The following is a 13,883-nucleotide window of genomic DNA, read 5'->3' as shown; positions in this document are numbered from 1 at the left end:
ATAGGTTGTCTGACGTCTTGGCTATATTCCCCAACACGTCAGACGACTGACGGCTAACGAAAGGACACCATGAAGATCGAAAGCGTGCGCGGCACCGAATTTACCTATACTGCGAGGCGCTCGGTGGACAGCGCCGGTCACTCGCACCCTGGGCCGGCCACGCGCGCGCGCCTGGCGATGCTCACCATCACCACTGATGAAGGCCACGAAGGCCATGCGTTCGCGCCGCCGGAAGTGATTCGCCCTTATGTGCTCGAGAGCTATGCCCGCAAGGTCCTGGTCGGCCAGGATCCATTTCAGCGGGAAAAACTCTGGATGGCACTGGAGCATTGGCAACGTGGCAGCGCCGGCCAACTCACCGACCGGGCGCTTGCCGTCATCGAGCAGGCGTTGTGGGATCTGGCCGGACGTGCCCTTTCCCAACCGGTCTACAAGCTTCTGGGCGGCTACCGCGATAAAGTGCCGGCATACGGCAGCACGATGTGCGGAGACGAGATGAAAGGCGGACTGTCAACCCCCGAGGAATACGGCGCCTTCGCCGAACAGCTAGTGGCGCGCGGCTACAAGGCTATTAAGTTGCACACCTGGATGCCGCCGGTAGCCTTCGCCCCGGATCCCAGCATGGACATCAAGGCTTGCGCCGCGGTCCGCGAGGCCGTGGGCCCGGACATCGCGCTCATGCTCGACGGCTACCATAACTACAGCCGCACCGACGCGCTGCGCATCGGCCGTGAACTCGAGAGGCTCGGCTTCGCCTGGTTCGAAGAGATGATGAACGAGCAGAGCATGGCTTCCTATTCGTGGCTGTCGAACCAGCTTGACATTCCAATCCTTGGCCCCGAAAGCCTGTCCGGCAAGCACTACAGCCGCGCGGACTGGGTCAAGGCGGGCGCATGCGACATCCTGCGTGCCGGCGTCGCCGGCAGTGGTGGCATCACGCCGACGCTGAAGGTAGCCCACCTTGCCGAGTCCTTCGGCATGAACTGCGAGATCCACGGCAATGGCGCCGCCAACCTGGCCGTCTGCGCGGCAATCAGAAACTGCCGCTGGTACGAACGCGGCCTGCTGCACCCCTTCCTCGACTACGACGAGGTGCCGGAATATCTCAACAGCATCGCCGACCCAATGGATGGTGAAGGTTTCGTCCATCTGTCCCGGCAACCGGGCCTGGGCGAGGACATCAACTTCGAGTACATCGCGGCCAATGCCGTCGCGAGCTACTGAGCATCGGCCGACATCATGAACTATCCCCGTACCCTGCGCGCGTGCATGCTCGCCATCCCGCTACTGGTGGCGGCGGCAGGCGCCGCCGAGGCGAAGACGCCGGACGACCAGCTCGTCATGGGCCTGAGCCTGAACAACCTGCTGTCGCTGGATCCGGCAGCCGCCACCGGCAACGACGTGGTCGAGGTCGCCTGCAATGTCTATGACTACCTGGTCGAGCTCGATCCGCACGACATTACCAAGGTGCTGTCCGGCCTGGCCGAAACGTGGACGATCGCCCCGGACAGGCGCAGCATCACGTTCACGCTGCGGCGCGGCGTGAAATTCCAGTCCGGCAACCCGCTGACCGCCGAAGATGCGGCCTGGTCGCTGCGGCGGGTGTTGAAGCTGAACCTCGCGATGGCCTCGCCGTGGAAAAGCTACGGCTTCACGGCGCAGAACGTCGACCAGTTGATCCGCGCGACGGACCCGCTCACGCTGGTCGTGGAGCTGCCCAAGCCAACGGATCCGAAGATCGTGCTGTACACCCTGGGGACGTCGGTCAGCTCGGTGATCCTGGACCGCAAGAAGGTGATGGAGCACGACCGCAACGGCGACTTGGGCGCGGCCTGGCTGACCACCAACGCAGCCGGCTCGGGACCGTTCGTGATGAACGAATGGCGCGCCAAGGAAGTGCTGCTGCTGAGCCGCTTCGATGGCTATTGGCGCGGACCGGCGAAGCTGCGCCGGGTGATCCTTCGCCACATGACCGAGTCTCAGACCTTGCGCCTGATGCTCGGTCGCGGCGACATCGACATCGCCTCCGGCATGTCGGTGCCTGATATCGCTGCAATGAAGAACGCCGCCGACACCGAGGTACATGATGTCATGCGGGGCACGCTGTATTACATCGCCGTCAATGCGAAAGACCCGAGATTCGCCGACCGGCGCGTGCGCCAGGCCGTCCTGCGCCATCTCGTCGACTTCGACGGCATCAACCGCACCGTGATGCCGCACTACGGCGTCTACCACCAGCGCCCGGTCCCACTGGGCCTGCACGCGACGCTGCCAGAGCCGGGCTACAGGCTCGATAATGTGGCGGCCAGGAAGCTGCTGGCGGAGGCCGGTTTTGCAAGTGGCTTCAAGACGACGATCCGGGTCGTGGCCGAATCCCCGTTCACGAACATCGCGACGAACCTGCAGTCCACGCTGGCCAAGGCCGGCATCGAGGCCAGCATCCTGCCGGGCACCGGGAACCAGGTCTATGGCGCGATGCGCGACCGGAATTTCGAGATCATCGTCGGGCGCGGCGGCGGCGGTGCCGAACCGCACCCGCATTCAAGCCTGCGCGCCCTGGTTTACAACCCGGACAACCGCGATGCGGCCAGGCTGACGAACTTCCAGGGATGGCGGACCTCGTACTTCGATCCGCAGCTCAACCAGCTGATCGAGAGCGCCCTGCTCCAGCAGGACGAGGGTATACAAGCCCAGACCTACCAGGATGCACAGCGCCTGTTCGACGCCGAGGTGCCCGCCATTCAGCCCATCTCCCAGATGATTGAGACGGTCGTCCTGCGCAAGGACGTGCGCAACTTTGCTGGCCATCCATCGGCGACAACACGGTTGCGCGAGGTTTACAAGCAGCGCTGAACCGGCCAAACGCATTTCGCCGGCGTTCGCCCCGACAGCGCCTGGTGGCGACGCATCAACACTCTTCCGACGGAGAATCCCGTGTCCGCAGCATCTGTCCTTCCCTCACCCGCACCGCGGCGTCCGTCCGCCGGCGCGCGGCGACTGCGCTTGTTGAGCCAGCGCCTGCTCAGTGTCGTACTCACCCTGCTCGGCTTGCTGCTGCTCACCTTTGTCATCGGCCGCCTGATGCCGCTCGACCCGGTGCTCGGCATCGTCGGACCCGATGCCGACCGCTCCACCTACGAGCAGGTCTATCGACAGCTCGGCCTGGACCGCCCGCTATTGGTGCAGTTCGGCTACTACCTGCGCGATCTGCTGCACGGCGACCTGGGCAATGCCTTGCTGACCGGCCATCCCGTACGCGATGACCTTGTCCGTGTACTGCCGGCCACAGTGGAACTGGCCACGCTGGCGATCGTCGTGGGCACCCTCGTGGGTGTCCCGCTCGGCGTGTTTGCCGCGACCCATCGCGGCCGCCTGGGCGACCATATCGTCCGCCTGGTCAGCCTGTTCGGTTATTCCACGCCGATCTTCTGGTTCGGCATGATGGGGCTGCTGATCTTCTACGCCTGGCTGGGCTGGGCGGGCGGCATCGGGCGGGTCGCGTTCGCCTATGACGGCGTGGTCCCGTCCGTGACCGGTCTGTTGATCGTCGACACCGCAATGGCGGGCGAGTGGGAGGTGTTCCGCAGCGCCGTCCGGCACATCGCCCTGCCGGGCTGCATCCTGGGCCTGCATTCGATAGCCTATATCAGTCGCATGACTCGCAGCTTCATGCTGTCGCAGCTCTCGCAGGAATACATCCTGACCGCGCGCGTCAAGGGACTGCCAGAATGGGCCGTCATCTGGCGCCACGCCTTTCGCAACATCCTCGTGCAACTGCTGACCATCGTCGTGCTGGCCTATGGTGGCCTGCTCGAAGGCGCCGTGCTGATCGAAACGGTGTTCGGCTGGCCGGGCTTTGGCCAGTACCTCACCAGCAGCCTTCTCTTGGGCGACATGAACGCGGTCATGGGATCCGTGCTTGTCGTCGGTATCGTGTTTATCGCGATCAACCTGCTGTCCGACGCCCTCTACCAGGTATTCGATCCGAGGACCCGCCAATGACTACCGCTTCGACCAACGACCGCACTATCGACCCGCGCATCGTGGGTGCCCAGCCACACCTGCCGCGATCCGGCTTCCAGGCGCTGCTGAACGATATGCTGCGCGGACTGCGCCGTCTGTTACGCAATCCCCTGACGGTGGCAGGGGTCGTCGTCATCGCTGCCCTGCTGCTGATCGCCCTACTCGCCCCCTGGATCGCCACGCACGATCCGTTGGCGCAAGACCTCGCGGGGGCGCTGCAGGCGCCGAGTGCTGCTCACTGGTTCGGCACGGACGAGTTCGGGCGCGACATCTTCAGCCGGCTTGTCTACGGCTCGCGCATCACGCTGTACATCGTGTCACTGGTGACGATCGTCGTGGGTCCGATCGGCCTGGCGGTCGGGGTCACTTCCGGCTATTTCGGCGGCTGGGTCGATACCGTCTTCATGCGCATCACCGACATCTTCATTTCCTTCCCCAGTCTCGTGCTTGCGCTGGCGTTCGTGGCCGCCCTCGGCCCCGGCCTCGACCATGCCGTGATCGCGATCGCGCTGACGGCCTGGCCACCGATTGCGCGGCTGGCCCGCGCCGAAACGCTGTCGCTGCGCAAGGCCGATTTCATCGTGGTCGCCCAACTGCAAGGGGCATCCGCGCTGCGCATCCTGGTACGCCACATCGTTCCCTTGTGCCTCTCGTCGGTCGTGGTGCGCCTGACCATGAACATGGCCGGGATCATCCTGACGGCCGCCGGACTCGGATTCCTGGGCCTGGGTGCCCAGGCCCCGTTGCCGGAATGGGGCGCGATGATCTCTGAAGGCCGTCGCTACATGCTGGACAGTTGGTGGATGGTGGCTATGCCAGGGGCGGCCATCCTAATGGTGAGCCTTGCCTTCAACCTGTTGGGTGATGGGCTCTATGACGTACTGGACCCGCGCAGCGAATGATACGAGCCAATATGAACCCCTCTCTTTCCATTCCACGATTACAGGTCCGCGACCTAAGCGTCGGCTTCGACAGCGGCGGCCGGACCGTCAATGCCGTCCGCGGCGTCTCCTTCGACCTCTCGCGTGAAAAACTCGGCATCGTGGGTGAGTCCGGCTCGGGAAAGTCCACCGTCGGCCGCACGCTGCTGCGGCTGCATCCGCCCAGTGCCAGAATCGAGGCCAGCAAACTCTCTTTCGACGGCATCGATCTGCTGACGGCCAGCGAAAGCACGATGCGCAGCATTCGCGGCAGTCGCATGTCGATGATCATGCAGGACCCGAAGTACTCGCTCAATCCGGTGATGCGCATCGGCGACCAGATTGCCGAAGCGCTGCTCGCCCACAGCAGGATGCCAAAGGCGCAGGCGCGCCAGCACACACTCGCGATGCTGGAATCCGTGCGGATCCGTGAACCGCAGCGCGTCTGCAGGCTCTATCCGCACGAAATCTCCGGCGGCATGGGCCAGCGCGTCATGATCGCAATGATGCTGATCCAGAAGCCAGAGATCGTAATTGCGGACGAACCCACGTCCGCACTCGACGTTTCCGTGCGCCTGCAGGTGCTGTCCGTGCTCGACGAGCTGGTCGCCGAACGCGGGCTCGGCCTGATCTTCATCAGCCACGACCTGAATCTGGTGCGCCACTTCTGCGACCGCGTGCTGGTGATGTATGCCGGGAGGGTGGTCGAGTCGATCGCCGCAGCGGATCTCGACCAGGCACGGCATCCATATACCCGCGGCTTGCTGAGCGCCCTGCCCAGCCTCGACCATCGCCGCAAGACCCTGCCGGTGCTGCAGCGCGACTCGGCCTGGCTCACCGCATGACTGGAACAACCATGGCAATCATCGAAGTCAACGGGCTGAATCTCAGCTTCGGTCACGGAATGACCACCAGCAAGGTATTGAACGACGTCTCGTTCGAAGTGGCGCAAGGCCAGTCGTTTGGCCTGGTCGGCGAGTCCGGATCGGGAAAGACCACCGTGTTGCGCTGCCTCGCGGGGCAGTACACGCACTGGGAGGGCAAGCTGAACATTGCCAGCCATCCCCTCGGCCACAAGCCGGACCGGGCGCGCTGCCGCCAGATCCAGATGGTGTTCCAGGATCCGTACGGTTCGCTGCATCCACGCCATACCGTGTACACAGCCCTTGCCGAACCGCTGCGCATCCATGGCATGGGCGATGAGCGAGCACGTGTTGATGCCGTGCTCGACAAGGTCGGCCTGCATGCTGGATTCCGGTTTCGTTATCCCCACCAGTTGTCAGGCGGGCAACGCCAGCGTGTGGCGATCGCGCGCGCCTTGATCCTCGAGCCGAGCATCCTGTTACTTGACGAGCCTACCTCGGCATTGGATGTGTCGGTACAGGCCGAGATCCTGAACCTGCTGGCATCGCTGCGCGAGCGGGATGGACTCACTTATCTAATGGTGACGCATGATCTGGGCGTCGTCGCGCATCTGTGTGACTGCGTTGCGGTGATGCAGCAGGGCTGCATTGTCGAAACCGTTGCCGTTGACGACCTTTGCAACCATGCCGCGCGGCATCCTTACACACGGATGCTGGTGGACGCAACGCGCTCCTACAACCCACAGTTCACTGCTGTTGGCGATCACTAGCGGCGCAGACATATGCGCTAACAGCGACTTCGCAGCCCGCTATATCCAGGCCACAGGATCGCCGCTCGTCAGAGACCGGCGTTCCTGGCCTGCTCTATGTGAGAAAGGCTGACACATTCGCTTTGCTCTACGCCTGTGGGCCGTCCTCAAATGGACAGCCCCTGTCCTCGAGGCGCGGCGTCCGAGCTATCGCATAAAAGCTGCGTTCTTTACTACTTTTTGACTTATGTGTCATCTCCAGCTTTATCCCGGCATGACCTCCTGTCGACGCGATGCCCAGGGTGTCGAGCGCTGGTAGCTGGAGGTGACCGGCAAGGGCAACAAGACGCGACTGGTGCCGGCGACCGACGAACTGACCTGATCCTGAAAGAGGTGTTTGGCATGGCCGCGGCGTGCCTGCGGGGACGCGGGCCGGCATGGGAGCCGCAAGCCGCGGTGCGCTGGCCAGCGCCTCGGCGCACTGGCTGCGCCACACCGCTGGCTCGAACATGACCGACCAGCAGGTCGGCAAGAAACAGTAAGCCTAGAGATAAATTCAACATCATGAAACTATGGTGGACGCCAACAGGCAAAAAGCCGCTAACGATCTTGCTCATGGGCTCGTGCTACAAGGTAGCGCCCATTACCGAAAACGAGCGGCCTGTGCTCGGACCGTTCCAGGCGGATAACTCGTCCGATATAAATAACATGATCGCCCTCAGGATGGGCGGAAACCTTCACACATTCCAATTTGCAGCGCATGAACTAATGATGGGAATACCTCCCAAACCGGATCGAAAGGTGATGTTTCGAAATTTGTCATCGCTAGCGATCGAGAACTGTTTGGATAACTCAATTTGATTTTCTGAGATGATATTCACTACGAACCGCTCAGAATCCCGAAACGCAGTGTAACTTTTTGATGAAAGAGATTGGCTCCACAGGATTAATGGTGGATTTAGCGAGACAGAACTGAACGAATTGACTGTCATTCCACACCTTCTTCCGGTGGCGTCCAACGTGGTCATCACAGTCACCCCTATCGGCGCGCGTCAAGGTAGATGTCGCCTCATTCATGCAACCAAACGCTGTTTTTCGGCACCTGGCTTGATACCGGTGGGCACGGCAATCTCGCGCTCCGGATTGAGCGTGACCGTGTCGATTGGCGACCAGTCTCGAGTGTGGCGTGACCAACGACGCGGGTTGCGCTCACGAGCCTGAACGTACAGCGCATGGCGCGTGGCCAGAATGTTGGCGTATTGTCCGGCGTGGCGCTGTGCCGGGCTCACGTAGCGGATGCCGCTGTGCCGATGCCCATGGTTGTACCAGTGCACGAACTGCGCCGCCCAGGTACGCGCCGCAGTCAGATCCGCAAAGCCCGTAGAGGGGAACTCCGGCCGGTACTTGGCGGTGCGGAAGAGGCTCTCCGCGAAGGCATTATCGTCACTCACTCGTGGACGCGAATACGAAGGCTTGACGCCCAGCCAGTGCAACATCTGCCTTTCCAGATGCCGATCACGTCGGATGCATCCTTGCCGACCACCAGCCGCCGCAGGGCCGTATTGATGAGATGCGCCACCGTCGTGTGTGCACGGCCGTGATGGGATTCCCCGTAGCCGACCAGCCCGCATTCTGTCGTGACCTTGACCACCACGGCGTCGCGCTTGATGGCGCGGCCCACGCCCAGTACCACGCTGTCCGCCTGCGCCACCGGAAACGAGACCGCGAACGCGTGCACGTCGCGAACCACGAGTCGCGATGCACCCGCCGATTGTGTATCCCCGCACACGGCACTCCCCTCGCCAGCGCCGCCGACTGGCCGCACGTCCCCGCCTTTCATTTGCGTGCGCCTTGCCGGCGCAGGGAACTGATTGTGGCCCGCGGCGACACGACCTCTGGATCCGTGCGCAATTCGATCAGCGCCGGCCTGCCTGACGACCGCGCGCGCTCGAACGCCGCCGGGAAATCCGCGGTGCGCAAGACCTGCTCGCCCGCCATGCCGTAAGCCTCTGCCAGCATGGTGAAATCCGGATTGACCAGATCGGTGTCCGGCGCCACGCGCAAAAAGGATGAGGCCGGTACTACCGGCGGATAGGGAGCGCCATGACGGCGTCGCGGTCTGGTCTTGCGCCCCTTGGGTGACGATCCCGTCGATCCTGGCAGACTATGGACACGTTCCATGATGGTCCTCATCAAACGTTCGATATGTCCCCCGAAGTACGGCCTTCCTGCGGGGCGGTACATCAACTCAACACCATACTCCCGACACCCCGCTCGCAATGCCCTGCTTTTGAATTCGGCCGCATTATCAAGGTGAAGTAGCTGTGGAATGCCCTGCATCGGCCAATCGACGCTAACATTGAGGCTCGCGAGCCAGCCATCCTTTGGCAAGACAACGCGGGTCAATAGCAACGCGACCGTTGCCGCATTGGGGCGGTCCATCCCGACATATACGCCGACGACGCATCTTGTCGAGACGTCGAGGGCTATGCTTAGCCATGGCCGCCCAATTGGGCGCCGGCTCGCATCATCCACCAGCATCGAATCGGCCAGCGTGTGATCAATCTGCACAATATCCATCGGACAGCGCGCCACAAGATGACCTGGGGGAATCTCAGAACCCGGCAGCGTTGCGAGCCGAAGGGCCTCTTCTTTCCGATGGGCGGCCCAGCGTCGCGAGATGGTAGCTCTGCTTGGCGGACTAACACTTGCCCCTGCGCATCGCTTCCGGATTTCGACCTCGAGCTCGAAAAGCGGATGAGCGAGATGACGCTGTCGCGGCAGCCAATCGATCAGGACCTCACTCACGATTTCCTCGACAGTCGCTGCTAGACGCGGCTTTCCCACTTTGGGACCTCGGTCATAAGGTATCAACGCGCTCGCCACAGGATCTGCGAGCAAGCGCCGGCGCAAGTGATAAACCGTAGCCCAATGGATTCCAAGCAATTTGCCAGCGTTCTCTGCTTGCTTAAGCGAGAGAGGAGCCGTCCCAAGCGGACGTAAGACCCTCGCAATCGCCAGTTCGCGCTTCGTTGCAATCCGCATCGCTATGTTCAAGACAGTGGTCTTACACATACTAGGCGATTTACTGATCAGTCGACCCGCGTTGGCGGAATTAGTGGACGCGGCGCCCCAAAACGCGTTGCCTACGAACAACAGCGGTATACGTCATAACGCAGCAGAAATCGTTTATGTATCAATCAGTTAGATCGATGATCATTGGCGGATTTAGTGGTCACCGTTTGCCGAATTAATGGTCGGCAACAACTACCAGGCTAAATGATGGAGACGATCAAAGGCTACCCCTCGATAATCGCTTGAAAGGTCGAGAAATCGAAATTCTCAAGCTTATTGATCAAGGCCACTCAAATAAGGAGATCGCGCGAGCGCTGAGCATTAGCGTTGATACGGTCAAGTGGTACCTTAAGTCGATATTCAATAAGCTGTGCGTGGTGCGTCGCGGTCAAGCGATTGCCGAAGCGAGAAGGCTACGGTTGCTTGACACGTGTAACACGGATCCAGATTGAGAAGCGCTTTCGCTGATGCTGCCGTTGAGGATCGCTAGTTCCGCCAAGAAATAGCTGGCCAGACGGATACCCCGCGATGGCCTGAAGTTACCTTTCTCAAGGTGAGCATCGCATGATGGCTAACAGGTTGGACCGAGACGAGGAGAACCCGATAGTAAATGCGAGTAGCCATGCTCGATAATCAGATGGAGACCTCGCCCGCGAATTCCATATGAACCATCTGGCTGTACGGTCTGCACAAACGGGCCGTACATAGACGCACCGCCTTCACCTGTCGACCACATGCCAATCAGCTTGTAATCCGGGAGGCGTCCACATAGGTCTTTCCCTAGAGGGACCTCGCAAGCTAGGCCGCTCGGCGGGAGAGAGGTCCGCCGGTTTCATTGTTCGACTCAATTTCCGCTCTACGCATCAACCCCGATACGCTCAAGCCGGCGGTCGGGGCTATATTCCGTGGAGCAGGTCGCGAAAGTAATCGCGAGTGCTTTTTTTCTCGTTGATCGCTTGACGCGTAGTATTGATAAACCAAGGCATAATCAAAGTGACGCTGCTATCTGCCAATCCAATATTGATGACACTACTGGCTGATGGGCTATCGGCACCATCGGTCGAGCGGACACTCATCGTTTCGGCCTGCAGTGCCTCGCTGCAAGCGGGCCGCTTATCGGCAAGGTCGTCGTGTGCATGCGAAAGAAATGGAGTAAGCGATACTGCTAGCGGTACGAGTAGGCGCGCGAAGATGGCGTCTTTCATGTTCGTGTCCTTGCAAAGATTCGACTGAGGAACGGCACGACCCCAAGGGCGCGGCCACGCATATTTTCCACCAGATCTTTCTCTAAACGTGTCTTAATCGTTATGAGATTTGTCTCGAATTGTCAGAATATGTGGCGTCGTGTAATGGCGGGGTATGTGGCTGTATGTGGCACCCTACATGTGCGTGAGGGTACGCGGAAAGCACGAAAAATTTCTAGTGACCATCTCGTGAGTTGACCTCAATGAGATCTTCTATGGACCGCCCCCACGCCCATGAGCGGTCCTTTTGGGAGTGAAAGAGGTGGATTAGTGGTTTCATGTGACACCCAGGAAGAATTTCGAAGCACCAAAGTCCCTATTCGATAATAGGCCCGGGCTCCGCCTACTGCACCGCAAGGGCCGTGCCACGTTTTGACTTCCTCTCCGGGCTAACCCCCGGAGATTCCTCCAGCGAGCGCCTGAAGTCCCAGGCGGGCAATGTTCCGGGCCGCGTTCGTGTCGCGGTCGTGGACCGACCCGCACGAACAGCACGTCCACTGCCTTATTCCAAGGCCGGCCCTACCTTTCGGACTGCTCGCGGATATGACTCCGCAGCACGAGCACGTTTGGGTTGAAAACGCTTCGTTGACCTCTGCGAACACCACACATTGCCTGATGGCCTTGTACTTGAGTTGTGTCCGGAACGTGGTCCATGCGGCGTCGTGTACGGACTTCGCCATACTCGTTTTTGCCAGCGCTTGCGCGTTCACGTTGCCTACGAAGATTCCTGCATGTCTTTTGACCAGCGCCGATGTTTCCTTATGGATGGCGTCCTTGCACTGATTTGCGATCTTGGCGTGGATTGCCTTCACGCGGCGCTTCTTGTTCGCGCGTTGAGCGATGCCGAGCGCTTGCTCAGACTCGCGATAGAAGCGCTTAGGCCCGAATTTCTCACCGTCGCTGTACGTCGCCAAGGTCTTCAAACCAAGATCGATGCCGATCACGTCCGAGCCATCCGGCACGCGTTTTTCTTCGACCTCCACCTTGACAGCGATGTTGACGTACCAACGCCCGCGCGAGTCCTCGTTGAAGCTGCCCGCGCCAAGCTCATACTTCGACGGGCCATACGAGTCCCACAGGCCGATCTGAAGACCATTGAAGTGCAGTTGCCCGTTCTTGTACTTGATGCCTTCGCCCTTGAATGGAACCCATCCGAGCGAATACTTCGGCCACTTTCGGTTGCTCACGCGCCAATTGATTTTCTGGCGCCTGAACTGTTTAAGCCGCGTCGCGAATTCCTTGCACGTCTCTTGAACCGTTCGGGAATCGACGCGCACGCCTTCGCATTTGCTGAAGCCCGCTGTGAGTTTCTGAAGGTCGAACCCTGACAGCCAGACCTTCGGGCGATTGCAGTAACGCTTCAGGCTGCGATACTGGGTTTCATTGCAGAAACTCCAAACCGTGTTCACGTCGCGCGCCATCGCAAGCGTCGCCTTCGCGTGCTTGTCCTTGATGCGCAGCTTCAGTGTCTTTACGGTTTCCATTCCCGTATAGTGCGCTTGGTCTTCCAAATTCGGCAAGAGAAGAAGATGGCGCGTCCACGCAAGACTGATACGGATTTACGGCACGGACGGCACTGCGTCTTTGCCCTGCACGTACACTTGGTCTTCGTGACCAAATATCGGCGCAACGTGTTCAAGAAGGAGCACCTTGACGCAATGCAGGCCATCCTGGCCAGGGTATGCAAGGACTTCGAGGCCGAGTTGGTAGAGTTCAACGGCGACCACGACCACGTCCATCTGCTGGTGAACTACCCGCCGAAGGTCGCCCTATCAGCGCTCGTCGCATCGCTCAAGGGCGTGTCGAGCAGACTGCTGCGGCAACAGTTCGGGGATTTCCATCCGTGGCTCAAGCGGCGGGGCGTGCTTTGGTCCCCGTCCTACTTCGCGGCGTCGTGCGGCGGGGCTCCACTGGATATCCTGCGCCAGTACATTGAGCAGCAGCAGACCCCTCACTAGCCCCCAAATTCCCGGCTTACCGAGAGTGAGACGTGCCGGCGGCAGGTGCGAGTATCGTTCAGAGCGGATTTCGGGCGTGTTCGGTCGAATCGCGCCAGGCAATGAAGCGTGCGGCACGCTGTTTGCGATATAGCGAGGCGCGCAGCAGATGTCGCTTGAGTGTGAAGTGCCTCCGGATGGGGCCAAAGCTCGATGGGAACGCCTGCGTGCGCTTCAGGGCGTGAAAGCCGCGCATGCGCCGCTCCCGTTCGCGGGTCGGCTGGTGACTGTTCTCTGCCCGATTGTTCAACCGGGCGGCGGCTTTAACGAACACGTGTTTGACGTTCGCCAGCGCCGGGATCTCGCCTTTCGCCGCCGGATAGCTGCGCAACTAATCGGTGACGATCTTGCGCGGGACTGGGCAGGAACGTAGCACGCGATTAAAAAGGCGTTTGACGACAGCCTTGTCGCGCCGCTTCTGCAACAGGATATCAAGTTCGGCACCGTGCTCGTCGACCGCCCGCCACAGCAGGTACGGCTCGCCGCGCAGCGTCACGAACATCTCGTCCAGGTGCCATGTTCCGCCCGGTCTTCTGCGCGCGGCCTTGACACGATGAGCAAAGCGGGCATCGAATTTATCGCACCAGCGACGGATCGTATCGAAGATCACCGTCACGCCGCGCTCGAACAGCAATTCCTCGATGTCGCGCAGCCTCAGGTTGAACCGGAAGTACCAGCGCACCACCTGGCTGATGACCACCGCCGGGAAGTGGTGGCCGTGGTAGAGCGATTTCCTCTTCATCATCGCACCATCTTACGCAACCGCCCCATCAACGTGACAGTGCCGGAGGGAGCCAACACCGTCATCATTTCAATCGCCGTTGGCGCAACTTGCCGGCTTCAGCAAATGCCCGCTACCGTGCGATCTCAGAACTGCGCTTCGCTCAACGCATTGACCGGCACCGCGCCCGCCACGATGGCATCGCGCAAACCCGATGCCTGCGACAGGATGTGCTCCGCGAAGAAATGCGCCGTCGAGATCTTGGCGTCGTGGAAGGACGGATCCTCGGCA

At 60.8% G+C, this 13,883-nt stretch carries 13 protein-coding genes and 4 pseudogenes; 9 read left to right on the top strand and 8 right to left on the bottom strand.

Features of this window, described 5'->3' with window-relative positions; all coding sequences use genetic code 11:
• The first annotated feature begins 69 nt into the window (after window positions 1-69).
• From AB4061_RS20735 to AB4061_RS20705, 7 genes and pseudogenes are all read left to right on the top strand, one after another.
• Window positions 70-1,224, top strand: coding sequence for a mandelate racemase family protein (locus AB4061_RS20735; RefSeq protein ID WP_441637041.1), 1,155 nt, complete (start codon window positions 70-72; stop codon window positions 1,222-1,224).
• Between the two features lie 45 nt (window positions 1,225-1,269).
• Window positions 1,270-2,853, top strand: a complete 1,584-nt coding sequence (locus AB4061_RS20730) for an ABC transporter substrate-binding protein (RefSeq protein WP_441637039.1) — start codon at window positions 1,270-1,272, stop codon at window positions 2,851-2,853.
• An 81-nt stretch (window positions 2,854-2,934) separates the two neighbouring features.
• Window positions 2,935-4,002, top strand: a complete 1,068-nt coding sequence (locus AB4061_RS20725) for an ABC transporter permease (protein ID WP_441637037.1) — start codon at window positions 2,935-2,937, stop codon at window positions 4,000-4,002.
• Window positions 3,999-4,925: an ABC transporter permease gene (locus AB4061_RS20720; RefSeq protein WP_441637035.1), complete on the top strand. Its 927-nt coding sequence runs from the start codon at window positions 3,999-4,001 to the stop codon at window positions 4,923-4,925. The genes AB4061_RS20725 and AB4061_RS20720 overlap by 4 nt, the downstream gene beginning before the upstream one ends.
• An 11-nt stretch (window positions 4,926-4,936) precedes the next feature.
• On the top strand, window positions 4,937-5,788 hold the full coding sequence (locus AB4061_RS20715) for an ABC transporter ATP-binding protein (protein ID WP_441637033.1): 852 nt from the start codon (window positions 4,937-4,939) through the stop codon (window positions 5,786-5,788).
• An 11-nt stretch (window positions 5,789-5,799) separates the two neighbouring features.
• Window positions 5,800-6,576, top strand: coding sequence for an ABC transporter ATP-binding protein (locus tag AB4061_RS20710; protein WP_441637031.1), 777 nt, complete (start codon window positions 5,800-5,802; stop codon window positions 6,574-6,576).
• Between the two features lie 250 nt (window positions 6,577-6,826).
• Window positions 6,827-7,082: pseudogene (locus tag AB4061_RS20705) on the top strand (tyrosine-type recombinase/integrase); the annotation flags it as partial.
• Window positions 7,083-7,155: 73 nt separating this feature from the next.
• Here AB4061_RS20705 and AB4061_RS20700 read toward each other — a convergent pair.
• The 4 genes and pseudogenes from AB4061_RS20700 to AB4061_RS20685 all read right to left on the bottom strand — a co-directional run bounded on the left by AB4061_RS20700 (window position 7,156) and on the right by AB4061_RS20685 (window position 9,135).
• A pseudogene (locus tag AB4061_RS20700) lies at window positions 7,156-7,592 on the bottom strand (flavin reductase family protein).
• Between the two features lie 36 nt (window positions 7,593-7,628).
• Window positions 7,629-8,051, bottom strand: a pseudogene (locus tag AB4061_RS20695) (integrase core domain-containing protein); the annotation flags it as partial.
• Entirely contained in the window at window positions 8,003-8,395 is a 393-nt protein-coding gene (locus AB4061_RS20690; RefSeq protein WP_441637029.1) for a hypothetical protein, read from the bottom strand. The pseudogene AB4061_RS20695 and the gene AB4061_RS20690, both read right to left, overlap by 49 nt.
• On the bottom strand, window positions 8,392-9,135 hold the full coding sequence (locus AB4061_RS20685; protein WP_441637027.1) for a thiamine pyrophosphate-dependent enzyme: 744 nt from the start codon (window positions 9,133-9,135) through the stop codon (window positions 8,392-8,394). Before AB4061_RS20685 ends, AB4061_RS20690 begins: the two co-directional genes overlap by 4 nt.
• Before the next feature lie 737 nt (window positions 9,136-9,872).
• Between AB4061_RS20685 and AB4061_RS20680 the strand changes: the two genes are divergently transcribed.
• Window positions 9,873-10,082 (top strand): response regulator transcription factor, encoded by a 210-nt coding sequence (locus AB4061_RS20680; RefSeq protein ID WP_441637026.1) that lies wholly within the window; start codon window positions 9,873-9,875, stop codon window positions 10,080-10,082.
• A 444-nt stretch (window positions 10,083-10,526) separates the two neighbouring features.
• Here AB4061_RS20680 and AB4061_RS20675 read toward each other — a convergent pair whose 3' ends face one another.
• Both AB4061_RS20675 and AB4061_RS20670 read right to left on the bottom strand, forming a co-directional pair.
• Entirely contained in the window at window positions 10,527-10,835 is a 309-nt protein-coding gene (locus tag AB4061_RS20675; RefSeq protein ID WP_441637024.1) for a hypothetical protein, read from the bottom strand.
• A 428-nt stretch (window positions 10,836-11,263) separates the two neighbouring features.
• On the bottom strand, window positions 11,264-12,358 hold the full coding sequence (locus tag AB4061_RS20670; protein WP_441637022.1) for an RNA-guided endonuclease InsQ/TnpB family protein: 1,095 nt from the start codon (window positions 12,356-12,358) through the stop codon (window positions 11,264-11,266).
• A 45-nt stretch (window positions 12,359-12,403) separates the two neighbouring features.
• Here AB4061_RS20670 and tnpA point away from each other — a divergent pair, with 45 nt between their 5' ends.
• Entirely contained in the window at window positions 12,404-12,832 is a 429-nt protein-coding gene (tnpA, locus tag AB4061_RS20665) for an IS200/IS605 family transposase (RefSeq protein ID WP_441637020.1), read from the top strand.
• A 58-nt stretch (window positions 12,833-12,890) separates the two neighbouring features.
• On the opposite strand, the pseudogene AB4061_RS20660 reads toward tnpA, so the two are convergent.
• Window positions 12,891-13,616 (bottom strand): annotated as a pseudogene (locus AB4061_RS20660) (IS6 family transposase).
• A 122-nt stretch (window positions 13,617-13,738) separates the two neighbouring features.
• On the bottom strand, window positions 13,739-13,883 hold a 145-nt coding region (locus AB4061_RS20655), incomplete at its 5' end, for an acyl-CoA dehydrogenase C-terminal domain-containing protein (RefSeq protein WP_441637199.1).

Origin of the sequence: Cupriavidus sp. YAF13, from assembly GCF_052113425.1 — a bacterium.
Classification (GTDB): Bacteria; Pseudomonadota; Gammaproteobacteria; order Burkholderiales; family Burkholderiaceae; genus Cupriavidus.
This window is presented reverse-complemented; position numbering and strand designations above follow the sequence as displayed.

Coding starts and splice junctions, on each gene's coding strand:
- AB4061_RS20735 (WP_441637041.1), top strand. CDS start 70: ATGAAGATCGAAAGCGTGCGCGGCACCGAATTTACCTATACTGCGAGG.
- AB4061_RS20730 (WP_441637039.1), top strand. CDS start 1,270: ATGCTCGCCATCCCGCTACTGGTGGCGGCGGCAGGCGCCGCCGAGGCG.
- AB4061_RS20720 (WP_441637035.1), top strand. CDS start 3,999: ATGACTACCGCTTCGACCAACGACCGCACTATCGACCCGCGCATCGTG.
- AB4061_RS20715 (WP_441637033.1), top strand. CDS start 4,937: ATGAACCCCTCTCTTTCCATTCCACGATTACAGGTCCGCGACCTAAGC.
- AB4061_RS20710 (WP_441637031.1), top strand. CDS start 5,800: ATGGCAATCATCGAAGTCAACGGGCTGAATCTCAGCTTCGGTCACGGA.
- AB4061_RS20690 (WP_441637029.1), bottom strand. CDS start 8,395: ATGAAAGGCGGGGACGTGCGGCCAGTCGGCGGCGCTGGCGAGGGGAGT.
- AB4061_RS20685 (WP_441637027.1), bottom strand. CDS start 9,135: ATGGATATTGTGCAGATTGATCACACGCTGGCCGATTCGATGCTGGTG.
- AB4061_RS20675 (WP_441637024.1), bottom strand. CDS start 10,835: ATGAAAGACGCCATCTTCGCGCGCCTACTCGTACCGCTAGCAGTATCG.
- AB4061_RS20670 (WP_441637022.1), bottom strand. CDS start 12,358: ATGGAAACCGTAAAGACACTGAAGCTGCGCATCAAGGACAAGCACGCG.
- tnpA (WP_441637020.1), top strand. CDS start 12,404: ATGGCGCGTCCACGCAAGACTGATACGGATTTACGGCACGGACGGCAC.